This is a genomic window from Salinimicrobium sediminis (genome assembly GCF_900215295.1).
Taxonomy (GTDB): domain Bacteria; phylum Bacteroidota; class Bacteroidia; order Flavobacteriales; family Flavobacteriaceae; genus Salinimicrobium; species Salinimicrobium sediminis.
Map to the genome: position 1 here is coordinate 242,353 of NZ_OCMF01000002.1, position 19,458 is coordinate 261,810.

A 19,458-nucleotide genomic window follows, 5' to 3' on the forward strand; every position below is an offset into this window, starting at 1 on the left:
GATGCTATTATCCTTGTACTTCACTAAAATCTTCTCCGGAATTCTCAAGATTCTCTATCCTTCTTGTTCAATTAAAATCTTACACGATGAAAATTTACGACGATAAACACATTAAAAATGTGGTCTTTGTGGGGGCACATAACAGTGGCAAAACTACTCTTGCCGAAACTATGTTGTTTGAAGCCGGATTGATCAACCGGCGCGGAACTGTAGAATCAAAAAATACAGTATCAGATTTTCATGATATTGAACATGAAAAAGGGAATTCTGTCTTTGCAACTCCTTTACACACCGAATGGCGTAACTATAAGATCAATATCATAGATACTCCCGGGCTGGATGACTATATAGGAGAGATCATTTCTTCTATAAGAGTGGCAGATACAATTGTAACCGTGTTAAATGGACAGTACGGAGTGGAAGTAGGCACAGAGATCATTTGGAATTATATAAAAGAATATCACAAACCCACAGTTTTTGTCATCAACCAGATCGACCATCCCGGGCTGAATTTTGAAACCGGTTACAATAGCATTAAGAATCTGGTAGGTAATAAGGCTGTAAAAATTCAATATCCGCTTATAGTAGACGGGGCTCAATGCATCATTGATGTTCTCAAAATGAAAATGTACAAGTTTTCTCCTGAAGGAGGAAAGCCTGAAAAACTTCCTATTCCAAAAGATCAAAAAGATACTACCGATGCATTACATAATGAACTGGTAGAAAAGGCAGCCGAAAATGATGAAAATTTAATGGAGCTGTTTTTTGAAAAAGGAACATTGAACGAAGAGGAAATGCGGAAAGGGATTAAAGCAGGAATGCTCAATTATGACCTCTTCCCGGTTTTCTGCACATCTGCACTAAATGATATGGGCAGCGGCAGATTGATGGGCTTCATCGATAACGTGGCACCTGCAGCGATGGACCTGAAACCTGAAATGAGCGTTGAAGGGAAACAGATCATGCCAAAGCCTGATGCATCACCTGTGTTGTTTGTATTTAAAACAGTGCATCAACCTAACCTGGGGCAGGTAACCTTCTTTAAGGTCAAAAGGGGAGAGGTGAGGCTGAATGATAAGCTTGTCAATTCAAGGAATGGAGAAACTGAGGTCATTAACCAGCTTTTTATTATGGATGGAAAAGAAAGAAATCCTATTTCAAAGTTGGTGGTGGGAGATATTGGCGCAACCTTAAAACTAAAACATACAGAGACCAATGACACCTTGGCTGCTCCCGGGGAAGAGATTAGCATTCAACCCATCGAATATCCACAGCCCAGGATAAGAAGAGCCGTGTCTGCAGTGAACACTAAAGATGAGGAGAAGCTAACAGAGGCTCTTAAAAAGATACATAGTCAGGATCCCACTGTAGAGATTTTCTTTTCCAATGAATCCCGGCAATTGATCCTCACTTGCCAGGGCGAGCTGCATTTGGCAACCATTGACTGGCTGCTTAAAAAGATCTATGGTGTGGAGGCTAAATTTGAAAATCCTAAGATAGCCTTTCGGGAAACTGTACAAAGACCTTCAGCTTCCAATTACCGTCACAAGAAACAATCGGGAGGTTCAGGACAATTTGCTGAAGTTCATCTAAAAATAGAGCCCTGGGATGAAAATATGCCTGAACCGGAAGGCTTCAACATTCGTGGAAAGGAGGAAGTCGATCTGCCCTGGGGAGGAAAGCTGGTCTTTTACAATTGTATAGTAGGGGGAGTGATCGATCAGCGGTATTTGCCATCGATCATGAAGGGTATTCTGGAAGTTATGGAAAATGGTCCTTTGACCGGTTCCTATATTAGGGATGTTAGAGCCATGATCCATGATGGTAAAATGCATTCTGTAGATTCCAACGATATTTCCTTTAAAATTGCCGGAGCACATGCCTTTAAAAAAGCCTTTTTAAATGCAGATCCTAAACTCCTTGAACCGGCACTGGATCTTGTGGTTAAAGTACCGGAAGAAATGGTTGGTAATGTGATGACCGAGCTTCAAAGCAGGCGTAGTATCATCCAGGGAATTGAGAGTGAAGACAATTATCAGGTGCTAAAATGCATCGCACCGGAATCTGAACTTTTCGGTTTTTCTACCGAACTCCGTTCCCTTACCAAAGGAAGAGCAACCTTTAGCACCAAATTTAATGGATACCAGGCTGTTCCGTCCAACATTCAGGATAATTTGACAAATAAGAGGGAATTAGTGCAATAGAGAATAAAAAAAGTTCAATAAGAACTATTTAGTACGCCGTAAGTCCTAATAGATATACGGCGTATTTAAATTTTATATCTTCACAAGATTTAAGATCAGGTAATGAAAGAAAAAGTACTGGAGGCCCAGCTGGAGGAAATGCGAGGTTATATTCAACATAAGGCTAAGCTGAATACAAAAGTATCCAGTGCACCTGTAGGCTGGCATTTGGCACATAACCTTAAAGTTATTCATTCAATCCTGGACGGACTGGAGAATTCAGATCCCGATCAATACAGGAGGTCCTTCAGCTGGAAAAAGCAGCTGGTTTACTTAACAGGAAAAATTCCCCGGGGAAAAGCCAGAGCTCCAAAAAGAGTTATTCCGGAAGATAATATTTCAGAAGGTGAATTGAGGGAACAAATTAATTCTGCTAAAACAGGAGTTAATTGTATCGTTAACCAGTCTGAAAAATCTTATTTTGAACATCCTTTTTTCGGACACATTAAGAGAGACGAGACTGCAAAATTCCTGGTGATCCATACAGAGCATCACTTAAAGATCATTCGTGACATCCTGAAATAAATACATTTCACTATAACTGGATCAAGAGGTTCTAAGAATTATTTCTATTCCTTTGGTAAAATAACTATCAGGAGTTCTTTTCTTTATAATAACATCTGCACTATAATTTATATTATGTAAAATAGAATATTTGGAAAACCTCCTTTATACGTATTCCATTTCCCAGGTCCCTCTTCCCGTTCTAAATCCTCCAAACCTGTTCTTGCCAAAAAAATTATTCGTTTAAGCCTAATGTCCTAGAAACCATAGATAATATAAAGGGTGGTTAGAAAATTCTGTTCTAACAAATATCTTATCGTGGTTCCATTAGGAACTTACCGTGGATTTTTTAAGCTATTATTTATTGACGATCCTGCCTTCATAGCTCATTCTATCTCTTTGAGATGAACCTACAGAAGTACTTGTTTTGCCACCGGGAAAAACAGTTACATCAAAGCTGAGTATTTCTGTTTTGTGATTCCCGTCAAAAAATAATTTAACTCTTCCTCTGCCCGGCATTTCCTCTATTCTCAAATTTTCTAAAGGTCCTTTATATACTATGGCTCCCTCTGTGCCATAGCCTCCACCCGCATGACGTACTCCAAAGAATGGAAGATAAACGTCCACACTGTCATTCTTAAATCTTATATGATTGGAATTTCCAATGATGTTGATACGGTTGCCCCGCAAAGGATTTGCCCACTCATTTTCAATTTCAAAATTTAGACTGCTAACCGTCTCCAGTGTCTGCTGATATTCCGCTGAATCTGCCGCTAAAAAATTCCTGTTTCCGCAGGAAATGGCCAGCGAAATTCCCGCTACCAACAAAAAATATTTAATAATAAATTTTCTATTACTCATAATGAACGTTTTCCTAAGTAAGTTACAAAATTCATATAAGTTTTCATATAGATTCAATTTTCTTAAATTTTAGAAGTCATAGATTCTCATTTTAATCTATTTTTTTGCCTCCCGTTAAACTATTCTCAAAACAGGACACATTTAACCCTCTGTTGGCAGGGTCAGGGTTTTATTTTTAGCAATTTAACTATGTCATCAGGTGATTTACCCTGAATTTTTAAATTATGAAAATAAAGAAAGTAACTGTTTTTGGTACTGGCAACTTTGGAGCACGCGTTGCTTTTCATACTGCCTTTAATCGAATTGATGTCACAGTCTACGACCGTGATTATAGTCTTCTGGAAGAGGCGCGTACAAAATTTAGGGAGTTTGCAGATATTTATGTAAAGGATTTTGGTGCTACTCAGGAAGAAGTGGAAACTGCACTCGCCAATATTGCCTATTCAATGGATATTACTGAAGCAGCAGGCAACGCCGATCTCATTATAGAAGCTTTACCCGAAGACCTATCGGTCAAAAAAAATTTTTACACTGAACTTCAGAAAACTGCTCCCAAAGATGCCATTTTTGCCTCCACTTCTGCAGGCCTTGATCCTGTAGAGCTTTCAGAAGCTTCAGGGAGAGTAGATAAATTCGTCAATTTTCATTTTCCTGTTGATATGGATCCTGCAGGTACTTCAGAAATTATTTGCCTTCCCACCATAGATTCAACCATTGTCGATACTATTACCCAGTTTGCAGAAGAACTTGAAATGCAGGTGATAGTGAGAAAAATGGAACAACAGGATTAAAAAACCCGGAGTAATTGTCCGGGTTTTCAGTGTTATTTAGTTTCAAAAATTATTTTACCTGATTCCTTTCATTATCTGTCACAGTATTTTTATTCACAGCCCCTACATCCCTATTCTTCAATTGCTCTTTGAATTCATTGATGATACCACCTTTCAGAAGCACCTGGATCTGCCTGTCGCTTAGGCTGTGTTTGGTCTCGATCTCAATTCTCTCACCATCTTTTTTACTAATGCTGACTTTTATATTATTTCGATTCTTAACGTCTTCCCGAACGTTAGTCAGGCTCACTGAATCACCCTGCTCAATTTTATCGAAGTCTGCAATGTCAATGAATTCCAGAGGTAAAATTCCGAAGTTTACCAGGTTTTGCCAGGCGATACGTGCATAGGAGTTGGCGATAACAGCAATCTGTCCCAGATACTTTGGAGCCAGGGCAGCATGTTCCCTGCTCGAACCCTGTGCGTAATTGTCTTTTGCGACTACTATATGTCCTCCATGATCCTCTTTCGCTTTTTGTGCTCTGTCGTAGAAGGTATCATCTATTACAGAATAAGAGAACTTGCTAATCTCTGGCAGATTACTTCTAAAAGGCAAAACCTCTGCTCCTGCTCTAAGGATCTCATCTGTAGAGATATTATCTCCCATTTTTAAAAGTACGGGCACATCACAGCTATCCCTTAATTCGGTAATGTATGGCAGCGATTTTATATTAGGTCCTTTTTTGAGTTCCACCTCCATATTATGTTCAGGCGGTGCTACAAGCATCATGGTATTGATCAATTCCTTTTCAGGATATTCATACCTGGGATATTTCATATCATACAGCTTCTCAAGATCCCGCGGATCTGTGATCTTTCCTGTTAATGCCGAAGCCGCAGCAGTCTCCGGGCTACACAGGTATACCTGGTCATCCTCTGTTCCCGAACGGCTTGGGAAATTCCGCGGCATGGTTCTTAAACTAATGGTATCTGAAGCCGGGGCCTGTCCCATTCCTATACAACCCATACATCCGGATTGGTGGAAACGGGCTCCTGCCGCGATCAGGTTTTCAAACCCTTTATTGGCAATTAAATTCTGAATTACCTGCCTTGAGGTAGGATTGATATCAAATGAAACTTCTTCCCTTGTGGCTTTTCCTTTTACGATGGCTCCGGCTATCCAGAAATCTCTTACTCCGGGGTTTGCCGAAGATCCAATGACCACCTGGCCTATTTCCATGCCTTCCACTTCTCTTACAGGAACCACATTTCCCGGACTGGTAGGCTTTGCAATTAAAGGAACCAGGTCATCGAGTACGATCTCATCTTCAAGATCATAGGTGCAACCTTCGTCGGCTACCAGCTCTGTCCAATCCTCTTCCCTGCCCTGGCTTTTCAGAAATTTGCGGGTCATATCATCACTTGGAAAAACTGTAGTGGTAGCACCGAGTTCAGCACCCATATTTGCGATCACATGACGGTCCATAGCACTTAACTCGGCTAAACCGGGACCGTAATATTCTATAACTTTTCCAACACCTCCCTTAACATCGTAACGCCGAAGCATCTCCAGGATCACATCCTTTGCACTGATCCAGTCGGGCATTTTTCCGGTGAGCTTCACTCCCATCACCTGCGGCATTTTCACGAAATAAGGCTGGCCTGCAATGGCTGCAGCCACATCCAATCCTCCCGTTCCAATGGCAAGCATTCCCAAAGATCCTGCTGCAGGGGTATGACTGTCTGATCCTACCATGGTTTTTCCCGGTTTTCCAAAGCGTTCCATATGTACCGGATGACTCACTCCATTTCCAGGGCGGCTATACCAGATTCCAAAACGCTGGGAGGCCGAAAGCAAAAATGCATGATCATCTGCATTTTTAAAATCGGTTTGAAGCAGGTTATGATCCACATATTGAACCGCCACCTCAGTCTTTGCTCTATCTAATCCCATTGCCTCCAGTTCCAGCTGTACCAGGGTTCCTGTGGCATCCTGTAACAGGGCCTGGTCGATCTTTATCCCTATTTCTTTTCCGGGAATCATCTCCCCTTTAAGTAAATGCTCTTTGATTAATTTTTGAGTGACGTTGAGTTTTGACATTTTGTGCAGTTTAATTTCCTTTTAAAATATTAAAATCGCTGTGGAATTACAGGCGGTTTAACAATATCTTAGTGTAATACCTATTCCTGAATAAATAAAAAAGAAAAGGACTATCCGAAAAACATCTTCAAACCATCGGCCGGAATTTTTTACTGTTCCCTGTGGAGTTTCGAAAATCGAGGCAAATGTGAAAATACTTCAGGGTATAGTCCCGTTTCCTTTTCATAGCAAAACCGCCAAAATGTAACATTCAAATAAAATTTTGGCGGCTGTTTAATTTAAAAATGGGGGGCTAAAATCTTATTTCTTAGAACTGCCTTCATTGGCAAGCCTTAATATCAAATCCTTTTGCTGGCCTTCTGAAAGATTAAATTTCGGTTTGCCCATATAAGGGAAAAAATATCTGAATTCTCTGTCAAACGTTCTCCAGTTCTCTGCTATACCGCGATTTTTATTTTCGCTACCGGTGTCGGTAGAATTAATGTCATCTCCATCTTCCCCGTAAGCTGTAGCTTCCACAGTATTTCCGGCGAAGACCATACCTTCATTGATTTCAGAATAAAGCACTGCAGTCTCTCCAGATTTCGAAGGGAAATCCAGTGGCACTATAGAAAAGTGTTTGAAAATATCATTTTTGGAATTGATATCCCGTACATTAAAATCAGAATTTGTATTGTTTACCGGGTGACTAAAAATGGGTGCACCGCCTGCATCTTCAGAAATGGATTTTAGAGGCGCATAGGTTTTTTGCAGGGCATCTTTATGAGTCACCAGGATAGCTTTGATCTTATAACCTTCCTCAACCAGATGTTTGATCCCTTCCCGGGCACCTTCTGCAGTGGTATCTATAAGGAGCATGTCCTGGCGGTTCAAATGCCTTATCGCATAACCCTGGGCACCATTTTCCATTTTAATAATAAAGGTATCGGGAATCATTTTGTGAAACTTACCGGCTTCGGCCTGTTGAATAAATTCAGCCGACTGGCTGCTTATCACTTCTTTCTTATCTACGGACTTCATTTATCTGATTTTTTGTGTTCAAAATAAATATACGACCGCACCCAAAAGTGCACAAAGTCTTTAGGACTGTTTAACTGTGGTTTCACAGTTAATTAACGACAGAATATATGCTGAAAACCTGCCATGACCGCTGAGGGAAAATCGGTCGAATAAAGAATGTTTATTGAGACTTAAAAAAGGCATTCCAAAAGCATCTTTTTGAAGCTGAAGCTGCGCAGGCTCTAAAGAAAAGAAATCTGAAACCCTTTTTATTATTGCTGCTTTTACTTCGGAAGAAGGGGCTTCAAAAATGGCATATTCAGCTCTTTTTTCTCTGGCATTTTCTGCGGAAGTATGAATAAATTCTGAAGTAATTTCTGAAGTGGTATAATACTCCTTGTCTTCTATAATCACTTTTCCTGAAACTCCTGCTGAAGAATACTGCTTAAGCTCACATTCCTGGAGCCGCCAGTTTAATCGTGGGGGTAAATCATATTGCCGTTGATGGGCTTTATAAACGGCTTCTTTCATGCTCCAAAGTAGCCATACCATGACATTTGGATCTTTAGATGCGGTGATGTATTCCTGTTCGGTAGCGGTAAATACTTTTTGAAGAAAGCCCCGGCGGCGCCAGTTACTCTCCCGGGCTGCCAGTTGAAGATCTACCACATCATTGCCTATCACGCCTGTTGTTGTTTACTTTTTATGATCCTCACTGCATCGTTAACAGTGGTCATATTATCCATAGAATCATTATCAATGGCGATATTGAACTCATCTTCTACATCAAGAACGATATCTACAAGATTAGCCGAATTGATTTCCAGGTCTTTGATAAAATCTGTACCCTGCCCAAAATCCTGAAATGCAAGATCATTTTGCACATAAGGTTTTACGATCTTCTTTAAGCAGTAAATTATTTCTTTTGTTTCCATAAAATGATTCGAAATTCAAGATTTAAAATTCAAAATTTCTTTATTAACTGACTTCCCTATCCACTGTCCCCTCTCCCCTATGATTGAAATTTACCAAAAATTACCACAGCATTTACATCACCAAATCCGAAACTTGCTTTAGCCACTGTACTTACTTTTCTATAAAGAGTTTTTTGAGGTACTTTTTTCCTTCCGGCTATGTTTTCTATTTCGGGATGCAGATCTTCGCAATTGATATTCCCGAATACGAAGTCATCTGAAATTTGCAACACGCTGGCTATGCTTTCTATACTTCCGGCTGCGCTAAGGCAATGGCCCGTAAGACCCTTTAAACTATTGATCAAGGGAAAATCATCTTTTTTTAAATCCAGTGCTTCGCTCCAGTTCTTTATTTCTGTAGCATCCATTCCTGTAGCAGTAATATGGCCATTGATACTATCTATTTCTGCTGCCTGTACTCCGGCGTCAAAAATTGCATTTTTGATACACCTTACCACCCCTTCAGAATTTGGTGCTGTCATGGAACCCCCATTTCGCTGGCCTCCACTGTTGATATGTCCCCCGAGTACTTCCGCATAGATCTTCGCGCCCCTTTCAAGAGCCGATTCCAGATCTTCCAGGACCAAAGCCCCTGCCCCACTTCCGGGAACAAATCCTGCTGCCGATGCACTCATGGGTCTGGACGCGGCTTCAGGATTGTCGTTATACTTGTGCGGTAGAATGCGCATGGCATCAAAGCCGCCCCAAACATAAGGTCCGCTATCGCTGCAGCTGCCGGCGAGAATTCTATTGGCCTTTCCTAACCTGATCCTTTCAGCGGCCATTAAGATGGCCTCAGTACCAGTAGTGCAGGCAGAAGAATTGGTGGTGACCTGATTTCCGCAGGCCAGCTTGCTGTTGAGATAGGCACTTATTCCACTGGCCATGGTTTGGATCACGCTCGTGCTTCCTAACCTGCGGGTATTTTTGTCATCAATAAGATGAATTGCTTCTCTGAATTTATCTACCCCCAGGATCCCGGTACCAAAAATGATCCCACTGTCCCAATCGGTCTTTGCATCAGGACCAACAGGAAGGCCGGCATCTTTCCAGGCATCCACTCCGGAAATTACTCCATAGACAATTCCGCTGCTGTTGAGGCCCCGCAACTCCAGATCTGAAAAGTAATCCTTCAGCATTTCTTCCGGAATTTCAGGGTTACCGGCGATCTGGCATCTGAACTTCAGCCTTTCCAGTTCCGGCTGAAACTTTATCCCGCTTTTGCCGGTTTTAAGCGCTTCAGAAAAGGCGGTGAGACCCACTCCATTTGGTGCGGCTACTCCCATTCCGGTAATTACTACTCTTCTGTTCATGATTTGATCATTCCTGAAATTTCGCCCTTACAAACCAGTTTTTCTTCAGCATTAAACATTTTCACTTTGCATTTCAATTTGTTGAACCTGAAATACATTTTTTCAGAAACTACTTTTACCCTCTCCCCGGGGAATACCGGAAGGTAATAATCCACACTGGCATTTGACAAAGCAACTTTAAAAGCTTCAGTCTTCTCATCCTTCAGCAGAAAAATTCCCAGGCAAACCACTCCTATCTGCGCCATACATTCTGTAAGGATCACGCCCGGCGTCACCGGATGCTTTTTAAAATGACCTTTGTAGAAGTAAGAGTCTTTAGGAAAAGAATAAATTCCGGAAGTGCCGTTTTCATTTACCTCCGTAAGTTCATCCACGAATAGAAAAGGTTCTGCATAAGGCAGTAAATTGAGGATCTCGCTTTTTTCCATTTATCTGAATCTACTGCTCATTCCGCCGTCGATCACAAAAGAATGTCCGGCAAAAAAATCTGATTCTCCCGAGGCGAGATAAAGAATTAAGGAGGCGATTTCCTCCGGATCTCCAAGTCTTCCTTTAGGAATGTTCTTTAGAAAATTCTCACGCACAGAACCCACACCGGCTTCATCACCCCCGGTATGCTTTAACATCGCCTTTCTAAGCAGCTCTGTTTCAAATGGTCCGGGCACAATGGCATTGATGGAAATATTGGAAGTAGCAAGCTCCAACGCAGCCGACTTTGTAAAGCCCAGTACTGCTGCCTTTGTCGCGGCATAAATAGAGCCGCCCTCTACCCCTCCTAAACCATTTACAGAAGAAATATTAAGAATATTACATTTTCTGTCAGGATGTTTCAACATTTTTTCGATTTGAAACTTCATGCTCAGCCAAAGGCCTTTTATGTTCACATTCATGGTAGCGTCAAATTCCTCTTCAGAAAATTCAAAGATCTTTTTGCCTATACCGGTATCCCCGGCAGCGGCATTTATTGCAACGTCGAGGTGAGGATGGATTTCATCGATGTGTGCAAAAGTCCTATGTACAGCCGCGGAATCGTTAAGATCAACAGCATAGGTGAAAAGTGCATCCTGCTTCTGAAAATTCCTATCGGGATTTCGGGACAGTACCAGGACATCTGCACCCGACTTTAAAAACTTCTGGGCGGTTGCAAATCCAATTCCCGAGCTCCCGCCCGTGATCATCACTGTTTTTCCTGAAAAGTCAAATTCAATCAAAATTTAAGTTTTAAAATTTAAAAATCGGGTATGCTAAGCTATTTGGATGTGAGGTGGAAATTACTATTCGTATCTCCTAACCTAAACTACTGCCTCTGCCTACTTAACACTGCCAACCTACTTTAAATGCTCTCCTCCATTTACCGGTATGATCGTCCCGGAGATCCAGCTGGCTTCATCTTTGCTCAGGAGGTAAACAGCATTGGCAACATCTGCAGGAGTGGTCAATCTTTTAAACGGATTCCTCTTTAAAGCATGTTGTCGCAGGGTTTCAAAACTGGGAATGAGTTCCAGTGAGCGGGTAACAGTAACCCCCGCCTGAATGCAATTGGCACGTATGCCTTTAGGTGCGAATTCGAGGGCAATGCTTCGGGTAATGGCTTCCAAAGCTACTTTGGCTGCAGAAACTGCTGCATAATTCTTCCAGGCTTTAGAGTTACCTTCACTGGTAAAGGAAAGGATTCGCCCATCTTTGGCGAACATTCCGGCGTCATAGATGAGTTTTGTCCAGTCATACAAACTTATAGCCATTGCATCTATGGTTTGCTGAAAATCATCTGACCGCAAAGTAGGCTCTTCTCCCAGCATAGATTTAAGATTTCCCTTGGAAATACTATGGATCATCGTCCTGATCTTGCCGGATTCTCCCAGGATCTCCTTCATTTCTTCCCTAATCTCCTCCCGCTTATCCTTACGGGTGGCATCGCGGTTAAAGGAATGTAATTTTACCCCGAGCGCCTTGATCTCTTCAAAAGCCGATTTAATTTCGGGCAGGTCATCTTTGCGATCCCTGTGCACAATAAGAATGTTCATTCCATGCTCTGCCAGCTTTTTTGCCGAAGCAAAACCCAGACCGCTACTGCCGCCAAGGACCAGGGCCCAGTAATTTTTTCCATCGAATTCCTTTACCATTGTAAGAGTATTTTTTGAGCTGAAAATCCGGGACCAAAACTCAACATTAAGCCCTGCTCTCCTTTTTCAAACTGTTTATCAAGAAATCTTTCCAATACATACAATACCGTGGCGCTGCTCATATTGCCGTAGAGACGCAACACCTCTTTAGTATCGTCAATATTCTTCCCTAATTTACCAAAAAGTTCTTCAACTGTCTGTACGATCTTTTTCCCGCCGGGGTGAAAAATTAAATGCTCCACCTGTTCAATTGACGAATTGTATTTTTCCAAAAAAGGATGGATGATCTGGGGAAAATGATCTGCTATGGTTTGAGGAACTTCGGGATCCAGGACCATTTTTAGTCCGTCATTGGTAAGGTCAAAGCCCATCATATGGGTGGCTTCAAAAAAATGGTACATTTCCTGCCCTATAATCTCGGGGCCTTCCACATCATCTTCAGAAGAAAGGAGCACACAGGCAGCACCATCACCAAAAATGGCCGCACTCACCATGTTTGCCATAGAAAAATCTTCAAGCTGCAGAGTAGCTGTAGGACTTTCTACCGCGATCACTGCTGCCCGTTTATTTTTATTTGCCTTCAGAAAATTGGCGGCATAGATCATTCCTGAAATTCCGGCAGCACAACCCATTTCTGTGACCGGAAGTCTTACCACATCCTGCCTCATCTCAAGCTCGTTAATTAAAAACGCATCAAGAGACGGGATCATGATCCCGGTACAGCTCACCGTTATAATATAATCAATGGAATCTGCTTCCCAACCTGCTTTGTTAAGAGCATTTTTAAGGACCTGAGATCCCAGCTTCTTTGCTTCACGTGAGTAGATATAATTCTTTTCTTCAAAGGAAGTAGCGGTAAAGACCTCTGCCGGGTCCATGATGGAATATCTTTTATCAACTGCAGCACCTTCAAAGATCTTGATCACTTTGCGCTTATATCTTTCTTCCTGACCGCTGAGCCAGGTTTCAACAAATGGGATGACCTCTTTTGTTTCTCTTGAATATGGAGGTAATTCTTTTGTTACAGTTTTAATTCTAACACTCATATAATATTTTCTATTTGAACAGGATCCACTGATACCTGAATGCCCATTTATAATTGATCTCCTGCCGCTTTACGTTCAATCCCCGGCCATACCTCACAATATCTTCCTTTTTAAAGCTTCTGAGAATAGATGTGAGACCATCCTTCCTGTTGATCTCTCTTATTCTGAAGGCCCGGCAAAATGCCTTAAAAAGATAATAGGCTGCCTTGCTTCGCTGCAGATCATTGATCACCACCCCCACTTTTGCCATTTCTGAAAAATTCCTCATCAACTGCTCGATTTCTGAATCTGAAAAATGGTGCAGCGTTAAGGTACATAAAATAATATCTGCTTCGAGGGCTTTAAAACCCTCTGAAAAAACATCCATGGCTTTAAAAGAAACTTCAGGAAATCCTGAAAGGTTTTTTTCAGCGATAGACATTGCATTTGAATTCGCATCCACCCCTAAAAGAGTCATTTTGATTCCCTTCCTCCTGGCCAACTCAGCAACTTGTTTTAGGACGCTTCCGTTACCACATCCTACGTCAATGATCCTAAGAGACCTGTCAAAACTTTGATCTTCCAAAAGTTTTTCCACTCCCTCCACAGTGATCCTGTTTCCTCCAAGCCATTTGTTGACTTTATCCAGGTCCAAAAGGGTTTTCTCCAGCTCCCTGCCCTGCATGTCTAGATCATCCATGATCTCTCTTTGTTGCGATCTTTTGCCTGTATCTATCATTTTATAGGGCTGCCATGGGTTTGTTTAATGATATGGGGTAAGAGAAAAGGCACTTTTGAGATAAGGCTTTGAGAGATTTCTGCCATTTTCTCTCTTAACAAGATCTTCTGAAGCCAGGTGGCGGTAGAGAATCTACGGCTAAAAGTAGCTTCCCAGCGTTTACGATATCTGTTCTCCAATTGCTCTCGTGAAGTTTTACTGTCAATATGGTGCAGCAGTTCTTCCGAAGCTATTTTTGCGCTGTGAATTGCTATGGCCATTCCGTTACCACATAAAGGATGGATCAAACCTGCTGCATCTCCCAACATTAACATGTGATCTTTTACAGCCTCTTTTTTTTCAAAAGAAATTTGGGCAATAGTCAAAGGTTGGGAAAAAACGGGAACAGCTTTTGCAAGAAAACTTTCTAAAAATGGATTTTCACACAGTACTTCCCGGTTAAATTTTTCGGGATCCTTGTGCTTTTTAAAACTATCATAGCTGGCCAGATAGCACATATTTATACTTCCTGATTCCGTTCGGGAAAGTCCGCAGTAACCTCCTTTAAAGTTGTGTAAAGCCACCAGGTCATCGGAAAAATTTTTCATGGCATAATGCGATTTGACGGCGACCCATGGGGCTGAAAGTTGAAAAAACTTCCTGTCCAGATTTTTATCCAAAACAGACCTTTTTCCAAAACTACCCAGCACATGAGCGGCAGCGTATGTGTTTTGGGAAGTACCCACTTCAAAATGATCATTCAAAAATTCAACTTTTAGCACCTTTTCTCTAATAACTTGTACTCCATTGGCCAGAGCTGTTTCGAAAAGCAAATTATCGAGAGAAAACCTACTGACGCCAAAGGCGCCAAGCGGCAACTTCACCTCTAAGGAGCGACCTGCAGGAGTACTGTATTGAAGCCGGGATATATTTTTTGGCAAAAGGTCTGCCAGCGGAATTTTCAAGTGATCAAAATAAGGCTTTATCTCCCTTGAAAGATATTCCCCACAAACCTTATGATGCGGATAGGTTTCCTTTTCAAAAAGGGTAATTTTTTGTCCTTTTTGAGCAAGATGAATGGCAGCGGTCAAACCGGCCAATCCTCCTCCAATAATGATCACAGTTCTTTTTTCCATCCCGGATATAAAAAAACCCGGCAGTTACCGGGTTTTTCATTGCTACTGCCGATATATTAATTACCGGCCTTTTGCTTTGCTTCTTCTTTTAATTGCTCATTAGCAACAATTGCAAGTTCTACTCTACGGTTCTTGGAACGGCCTTCTACAGTAGAATTATCATACTTAGGCTGTGCCTCTCCATACCATTTAGTGTCTATCCTACCCTTATCAATTCCCTGGTTTACCAAAAAGCTGGTTACAGCCTGGGCTCTGTTCTTGGAAAGGGTAAGGTTATAGGCGTCACTTCCGGTGCTATCTGTATGTCCTTCCACAAGAATATTCGTATTTGGATATTCTTTAAAAATGTTGGCAAGAGCCATTAAAGCCTCACGGGATTGACCTTCGACAGAATATTTATCGGTATCAAAATAAACTCCGCTGGTTTCATCGAAGGTGACATTTATTCCTTCACCTACTCTTTCAACTTCAGCTCCTGGAATTTCTTCTTCGATCCTTTGGGCCTGCTTGTCCATTCGGTCTCCAATATAAGCTCCGGCTGCACCACCCACGACACCACCTATAATGGCACCCAGTGCGGTATTACCATCACCTGTATTGTTACCAACAACACCGCCAATAACAGCCCCACCTGTGGCTCCAATGACGGCTCCTTTTTGTTTATTATTTGCGTTTCGTGTTGCATCACAACCAATAAGCATGGTTGAGGCAAAAAGAAGGGCAAAAAAGCTGTTTTTCGTAATTCTCATAATTATATTTTGTTAAAGTTCATTCTAATAGTGAAGGGCTTTCCTTCAAACTGCACAGTTTGTTCCCAAACCATTTGATCCTGGGAAAGGTTCGTAAGATTTAAGCGGTAACCCTTATTTCCCATTTCCGATTTATGATCTTCATTGGTAGGTTTGAACATAAGGTCGTAATTACCCATTGCGGCATTAGATCCGTCTATTGACCAGATGAAGAACTCAGTATTAGTGTCACAAGTCATGCCAGAAGGTTCATAGGACCCGGTGTTGTTGTTGGATACAAAAACCCAGGTGCTGTTTTCCAGGCACGGTGCAGGAATATCATTTAATAGAGAAACCTGTACATTTTGTGCATTGCCGGGATAGGTAATGCTTGTTAACTGCCAGTCACCATTCATAGTCTTTCTTGCTTCATTCACAACTTTGGCAGAGCCGCAGGAGACCAGAAAAGCAATACTTAAAAATAAAACCACAATCTTTTTCATTCTTTTTGTTTTAGTTAATAAAAAATCCAATGTCAAGGTGTAGCACCTATTATGACATTGGATTAAGTCGTCGTTACAATTATCTTCTGAAAAGTCTACTTATCAAGGCTATCACCAGAAGGACAAGGAAAATGTAGAAGATGATCTGCGCGATATCGGCAGCTCCTTCAGCAATTCCTCCAAATCCAAAGATGGCAGCAATAATTGCAATAATTAAAAAGATAACGATCAATCGTATCATAATTTAGGTTTTAGTGATTAGTTGATCTAAAATTACATCTCGACCTATCGTCAGACAAAAGATTATTACTTATTTAACAATTTTTTTGTAAAGAAATCCTAACAAACCCGCAATTGCCGGAATTCTTTCTTAATACTTTAATAATTCCTGAATTTTCACCTCAAAACGCTTCTTTGGAAGATAGCCTTCTTCCAATGCCTTGCTGAATGGTATTGGCATTTCAAGACTACCTACCCGTGCAACGGGAGCATCCAGAAATTCAAAACATTCTTCGGCGATCATAGCTGCAATATCAGAACCTACCCCTCCAAAAACTGAATCTTCCTGAAGGATAATGACTTTGCCTGTTTTCTTGACGGAAGCAAATATGGATTCCTTATCCAGTGGCTGAAGCGTTCGCAGATCCAAAAGATCGGCGTTGATCTCCGGATGCTTCTCTAAAGTTTCAAGTGCCCAATGCACCGCAGCACCAAAACTTATCACGGTTATATCATTTCCTTCCTTTAGCAAAGCTGCTTTCCCAAAAGGCAGCGTGTAATAATCCACAGGTACCTGTTGCCGGGTACTTCTGTATAAAGCTTTGTGCTCAAAGAATAAAACGGGGTTAGGATCATTTATGGCAGTATTTAATAGTCCTTTAGCGTCATAAGGAAAAGCCGGATAGACTACTTTTAATCCCGGAGTCTTGGTAAACCAGGCTTCATTTGTCTGGCTATGGAAAGGTCCTGCCCCTACTCCTGCTCCGCAAGGCATTCTAATCACTACATCGGCGTTCTGATTCCAGCGGTAGTGCACTTTTGCCAGGTAATTTACCACAGGATTGAACCCTGAGCTTACAAAATCGGCAAACTGCATTTCAACCATTGCTTTCATACCCTTGATGGAGAGTCCCATGGCAGTCTCAACAATACCCGATTCACAGATAGGTGTATTCCTCACTCGCTCCCTGCCAAATTCTTCCACGAAATTCTCTGTTATTTTAAAGACTCCGCCGTACTCGGCGATATCCTGCCCCATGAGAACAAGGTTCTCATGCCGCTGCATAGATTGTCTTAAACCTTGAGATACAGCATCTATAAATCTTAACTCTTCAGTTTTAGAAGAAGGCTTAACCTCCTCATATACAATAGGTTCGTAAACATCATTTAATTCTTCAGTTTCATTAAAATCTATAGCCGCTTCAGCATTTGCTGTTTTTAAACCTTCGTCTATTTCCGATTTAATTTCATTCCTGTATTGATTGTCCAGAGCTTCAGAAAGTATTTCTTCTAAAAATAAGAAGTTCCTGAAATTCTCCACCGGATCCTTCTTCGCCCACTCTTCCATAAGCTCATTAGGAACATATTTAGTTCCGCTGGCTTCTTCATGGCCACGCATTCTGAAGGTTTTAAATTCTACCAACACCGGCCGCGGATCCTTTCGCATACTTTCTGCCAACTGAGAAATTTTTCCGTACACCTCCAGCACATTATTTCCATCAATAATATGAGATTCCATTCCGTAGCCAAGAGCACGGTCGGCAAGATGTTCGCAATTATATTGTTCCGAAGTTGGAGTGGAAAGTCCATAACCATTGTTCTCAATGCAAAACAAAACAGGTAATTTCCAAACTGATGCGATGTTCAGGGCTTCATGAAAATCTCCTTCGCTTGTACCGCCCTCTCCTGTAAATACTGCGGTGATCTTTTCTTCTTTTTGAAGCTTATGTGCAAGAGCGATTCCATCGGCAACTCCTAACTGCGGCCCCAGGTGAGAGATCATTCCAATGATCTTAAATTCCTGGGTTCCAAAATGGAAACTACGGTCGCGGCCTTTGGTAAAACCGGAAGCTTTTCCCTGCCATTGCCCAAAAAGTCGGTGCAAAGGCATATCCCGTGAAGTAAATACCCCCAGATTCCTATGCATGGGAAGTATATATTCATCTTTTTGAAGGGAAAGGGTAACTCCTATAGATATAGCTTCCTGTCCAATGCCGCTGAACCATTTGGAGATCCTCCCCTGGCGTAACAAAACCAGCATTTTTTCCTCTATTAATCGTGGCTTTAGAAGAAACTTGTAAAGGTTGAGCAGCTGCTCATTAGAAAAAGTAGATTTATCGTAACGAATAAGAGATTTTTCCCTTGAATCCTTTATTTCCATAATAATTTTTTTCTTCCTCAAATGTAAATAAAAAAGGATTCCTGATTATTAAGAATTAATTAAAGACCGCCGCGCTCTTGGTATTTTATTTAACTTTGTGAGGTAAATTAAACATGATCTTATGGAAATGAACAACATTCCCAGCGTTGACCTTGCAGACTTTTTGTCTGATGACCCGCAGCGAAAGCAAAAATTTGTAAACGAAATAGGTAAAGCTTATGAAGAGATTGGATTTGTAGCTTTAAAAAATCATTTTTTAAGTGATAATTTAGTTGATGAGCTTTATAAGGAGGTGAAGAATTTCTTTGCACTGCCTCTGGAAACCAAACGTAAATACGAAATAGAAGGTCTTGCCGGGCAACGGGGTTACATTTCCTTTGGAAAAGAACATGCAAAAGGGAAGAAAGAAGGCGACCTTAAAGAGTTCTGGCATTTTGGACAGGAAGCTTCCAAGGATGCCAATCTTACCGAAGAATATCCGGAAAATGTACAGGTAGAGGAACTACCCGATTTCAACCATACAGGAATGGAAGCGTACAGGATGCTGGAGAAAACAGGAATTTATGTTTTAAGGGCTCTTGCGCTGTACCTTGGTCTTGACGAATTTTATTTTGATCACTGGGCCAGCAACGGGAACAGTATCTTAAGGCCAATTCACTACCCTCCTATTACCGAAGAACCAAAAGGAGCTGTTAGAGCGGGAGCTCACGGAGATATCAATTTGATTACCCTGCTTATGGGAGCTTCTACCGGAGGTCTTCAGGTGTTGCGCAAAGACGGCGAATGGATCGATGCTATTCCGCAGGAAGATGAACTTGTGATCAATGTTGGAGATATGCTTGAACGACATACCAACAACAAACTTCGTTCTACCATTCACCGGGTGGTTAATCCACCGAGGGAGCAATGGGGCACGCCACGGTATTCAATTCCATTCTTCATGCATCCCAGAAGTGAAATGCCTTTGAATTGTCTGGAAGAATGTATCGATGAGGCCAACCCTAAAGCTTATGAGGACATTACTGCAGGAGAATTCCTGGATCAACGTCTGCGTGAGATAGGTCTCAAAAAGTAGATTTT

20 protein-coding genes are annotated in these 19,458 nt (G+C 41.5%); 4 read left to right on the forward strand and 16 right to left on the reverse strand.

Going from position 1 to position 19,458, the window contains the following annotated elements; translation table 11 throughout:
• Positions 1-86: 86 nt before the first annotated feature.
• Positions 87-2,204, forward strand: a complete 2,118-nt coding sequence (locus CRO16_RS08900; RefSeq protein WP_097056036.1) for an elongation factor G — start codon at positions 87-89, stop codon at positions 2,202-2,204.
• A gap of 102 nt (positions 2,205-2,306) precedes the next feature.
• A complete protein-coding gene (locus tag CRO16_RS08905) occupies positions 2,307-2,768 on the forward strand; it encodes a DUF1569 domain-containing protein (protein WP_097056037.1) in 462 nt (153 codons plus the stop codon).
• A gap of 336 nt (positions 2,769-3,104) precedes the next feature.
• Here the strand turns inward: CRO16_RS08905 and CRO16_RS08910 are convergent, their stop codons facing one another.
• A complete protein-coding gene (locus tag CRO16_RS08910) occupies positions 3,105-3,608 on the reverse strand; it encodes a DUF4251 domain-containing protein (RefSeq protein WP_097056038.1) in 504 nt (167 codons plus the stop codon).
• Positions 3,609-3,832: 224 nt separating this feature from the next.
• On the opposite strand from CRO16_RS08910, the gene CRO16_RS08915 reads away from it, so the two are divergent.
• A complete protein-coding gene (locus CRO16_RS08915; RefSeq protein ID WP_097056039.1) occupies positions 3,833-4,399 on the forward strand; it encodes a 3-hydroxyacyl-CoA dehydrogenase NAD-binding domain-containing protein in 567 nt (188 codons plus the stop codon).
• A 49-nt stretch (positions 4,400-4,448) separates the two neighbouring features.
• On the opposite strand, the gene CRO16_RS08920 is transcribed toward CRO16_RS08915, so the two are convergent.
• The 15 genes from CRO16_RS08920 to CRO16_RS08990 form a co-directional block, all read right to left on the reverse strand.
• Positions 4,449-6,479, reverse strand: a complete 2,031-nt coding sequence (locus tag CRO16_RS08920; protein ID WP_097056040.1) for an aconitate hydratase — start codon at positions 6,477-6,479, stop codon at positions 4,449-4,451.
• 300 nt (positions 6,480-6,779) lie between these two features.
• Positions 6,780-7,499 carry a hypothetical protein gene (locus CRO16_RS08925; protein ID WP_097056041.1) on the reverse strand — a complete coding sequence of 240 codons (720 nt, stop codon included), beginning with the start codon at positions 7,497-7,499 and terminating at the stop codon, positions 6,780-6,782.
• A gap of 60 nt (positions 7,500-7,559) precedes the next feature.
• Positions 7,560-8,162: a 4'-phosphopantetheinyl transferase superfamily protein gene (locus CRO16_RS08930; protein ID WP_097056042.1), complete on the reverse strand. Its 603-nt coding sequence runs from the start codon at positions 8,160-8,162 to the stop codon at positions 7,560-7,562.
• Positions 8,159-8,413, reverse strand: coding sequence for an acyl carrier protein (locus tag CRO16_RS08935; RefSeq protein ID WP_097056043.1), 255 nt, complete (start codon positions 8,411-8,413; stop codon positions 8,159-8,161). The genes CRO16_RS08930 and CRO16_RS08935 overlap by 4 nt, the downstream gene beginning before the upstream one ends.
• A gap of 77 nt (positions 8,414-8,490) precedes the next feature.
• A complete protein-coding gene (locus CRO16_RS08940) occupies positions 8,491-9,765 on the reverse strand; it encodes a beta-ketoacyl-[acyl-carrier-protein] synthase family protein (protein WP_097056044.1) in 1,275 nt (424 codons plus the stop codon).
• The gene (locus CRO16_RS08945) at positions 9,762-10,193 is read right to left on the reverse strand and encodes a 3-hydroxyacyl-ACP dehydratase FabZ family protein (RefSeq protein WP_097056045.1); all 432 of its coding nucleotides are present in this window, start codon (positions 10,191-10,193) and stop codon (positions 9,762-9,764) included. Before CRO16_RS08945 ends, CRO16_RS08940 begins: the two co-directional genes overlap by 4 nt.
• Positions 10,194-10,976, reverse strand: a complete 783-nt coding sequence (locus tag CRO16_RS08950) for an SDR family NAD(P)-dependent oxidoreductase (protein WP_097056046.1) — start codon at positions 10,974-10,976, stop codon at positions 10,194-10,196.
• 117 nt (positions 10,977-11,093) lie between these two features.
• On the reverse strand, positions 11,094-11,888 hold the full coding sequence (locus CRO16_RS08955) for an enoyl-ACP reductase FabI (protein WP_097056047.1): 795 nt from the start codon (positions 11,886-11,888) through the stop codon (positions 11,094-11,096).
• Positions 11,882-12,934: a type III polyketide synthase gene (locus tag CRO16_RS08960; RefSeq protein ID WP_097056048.1), complete on the reverse strand. Its 1,053-nt coding sequence runs from the start codon at positions 12,932-12,934 to the stop codon at positions 11,882-11,884. Before CRO16_RS08960 ends, CRO16_RS08955 begins: the two co-directional genes overlap by 7 nt.
• Before the next feature lie 10 nt (positions 12,935-12,944).
• Positions 12,945-13,652 (reverse strand): methyltransferase domain-containing protein, encoded by a 708-nt coding sequence (locus CRO16_RS08965; protein WP_097056049.1) that lies wholly within the window; start codon positions 13,650-13,652, stop codon positions 12,945-12,947.
• Complete coding sequence (locus tag CRO16_RS08970) at positions 13,649-14,767, reverse strand: NAD(P)/FAD-dependent oxidoreductase (RefSeq protein ID WP_097056050.1); 1,119 nt, start codon at positions 14,765-14,767, stop codon at positions 13,649-13,651. Before CRO16_RS08970 ends, CRO16_RS08965 begins: the two co-directional genes overlap by 4 nt.
• A gap of 56 nt (positions 14,768-14,823) precedes the next feature.
• A complete protein-coding gene (locus tag CRO16_RS08975) occupies positions 14,824-15,516 on the reverse strand; it encodes an OmpA family protein (RefSeq protein ID WP_097056051.1) in 693 nt (230 codons plus the stop codon).
• 2 nt (positions 15,517-15,518) lie between these two features.
• The gene (locus CRO16_RS08980) at positions 15,519-15,998 is read right to left on the reverse strand and encodes a lipocalin family protein (RefSeq protein WP_097056052.1); all 480 of its coding nucleotides are present in this window, start codon (positions 15,996-15,998) and stop codon (positions 15,519-15,521) included.
• 79 nt (positions 15,999-16,077) lie between these two features.
• Complete coding sequence (locus tag CRO16_RS08985) at positions 16,078-16,239, reverse strand: DUF1328 family protein (protein ID WP_029033028.1); 162 nt, start codon at positions 16,237-16,239, stop codon at positions 16,078-16,080.
• Positions 16,240-16,368: 129 nt separating this feature from the next.
• Positions 16,369-18,378, reverse strand: coding sequence for an alpha-ketoacid dehydrogenase subunit alpha/beta (locus CRO16_RS08990; protein ID WP_097056053.1), 2,010 nt, complete (start codon positions 18,376-18,378; stop codon positions 16,369-16,371).
• A gap of 127 nt (positions 18,379-18,505) precedes the next feature.
• Between CRO16_RS08990 and CRO16_RS08995 the strand changes: the two genes are divergently transcribed.
• The gene (locus tag CRO16_RS08995) at positions 18,506-19,453 is read left to right on the forward strand and encodes an isopenicillin N synthase family dioxygenase (RefSeq protein WP_097056442.1); all 948 of its coding nucleotides are present in this window, start codon (positions 18,506-18,508) and stop codon (positions 19,451-19,453) included.
• Positions 19,454-19,458: the final 5 nt, after the last annotated feature.

What these genes read in the sequence shown, in the direction of transcription:
- CRO16_RS08900 (WP_097056036.1), top strand. Translation starts at nt 87, where the DNA reads ATGAAAATTTACGACGATAAACACATTAAAAATGTGGTCTTTGTGGGG.
- CRO16_RS08905 (WP_097056037.1), top strand. Translation starts at nt 2,307, where the DNA reads ATGAAAGAAAAAGTACTGGAGGCCCAGCTGGAGGAAATGCGAGGTTAT.
- CRO16_RS08910 (WP_097056038.1), bottom strand. Translation starts at nt 3,608, where the DNA reads ATGAGTAATAGAAAATTTATTATTAAATATTTTTTGTTGGTAGCGGGA.
- CRO16_RS08915 (WP_097056039.1), top strand. Translation starts at nt 3,833, where the DNA reads ATGAAAATAAAGAAAGTAACTGTTTTTGGTACTGGCAACTTTGGAGCA.
- CRO16_RS08920 (WP_097056040.1), bottom strand. Translation starts at nt 6,479, where the DNA reads ATGTCAAAACTCAACGTCACTCAAAAATTAATCAAAGAGCATTTACTT.
- CRO16_RS08925 (WP_097056041.1), bottom strand. Translation starts at nt 7,499, where the DNA reads ATGAAGTCCGTAGATAAGAAAGAAGTGATAAGCAGCCAGTCGGCTGAA.
- CRO16_RS08935 (WP_097056043.1), bottom strand. Translation starts at nt 8,413, where the DNA reads ATGGAAACAAAAGAAATAATTTACTGCTTAAAGAAGATCGTAAAACCT.
- CRO16_RS08940 (WP_097056044.1), bottom strand. Translation starts at nt 9,765, where the DNA reads ATGAACAGAAGAGTAGTAATTACCGGAATGGGAGTAGCCGCACCAAAT.
- CRO16_RS08945 (WP_097056045.1), bottom strand. Translation starts at nt 10,193, where the DNA reads ATGGAAAAAAGCGAGATCCTCAATTTACTGCCTTATGCAGAACCTTTT.
- CRO16_RS08955 (WP_097056047.1), bottom strand. Translation starts at nt 11,888, where the DNA reads ATGGTAAAGGAATTCGATGGAAAAAATTACTGGGCCCTGGTCCTTGGC.
- CRO16_RS08960 (WP_097056048.1), bottom strand. Translation starts at nt 12,934, where the DNA reads ATGAGTGTTAGAATTAAAACTGTAACAAAAGAATTACCTCCATATTCA.
- CRO16_RS08965 (WP_097056049.1), bottom strand. Translation starts at nt 13,652, where the DNA reads ATGATAGATACAGGCAAAAGATCGCAACAAAGAGAGATCATGGATGAT.
- CRO16_RS08970 (WP_097056050.1), bottom strand. Translation starts at nt 14,767, where the DNA reads ATGGAAAAAAGAACTGTGATCATTATTGGAGGAGGATTGGCCGGTTTG.
- CRO16_RS08975 (WP_097056051.1), bottom strand. Translation starts at nt 15,516, where the DNA reads ATGAGAATTACGAAAAACAGCTTTTTTGCCCTTCTTTTTGCCTCAACC.
- CRO16_RS08980 (WP_097056052.1), bottom strand. Translation starts at nt 15,998, where the DNA reads ATGAAAAAGATTGTGGTTTTATTTTTAAGTATTGCTTTTCTGGTCTCC.
- CRO16_RS08985 (WP_029033028.1), bottom strand. Translation starts at nt 16,239, where the DNA reads ATGATACGATTGATCGTTATCTTTTTAATTATTGCAATTATTGCTGCC.
- CRO16_RS08990 (WP_097056053.1), bottom strand. Translation starts at nt 18,378, where the DNA reads ATGGAAATAAAGGATTCAAGGGAAAAATCTCTTATTCGTTACGATAAA.
- CRO16_RS08995 (WP_097056442.1), top strand. Translation starts at nt 18,506, where the DNA reads ATGAACAACATTCCCAGCGTTGACCTTGCAGACTTTTTGTCTGATGAC.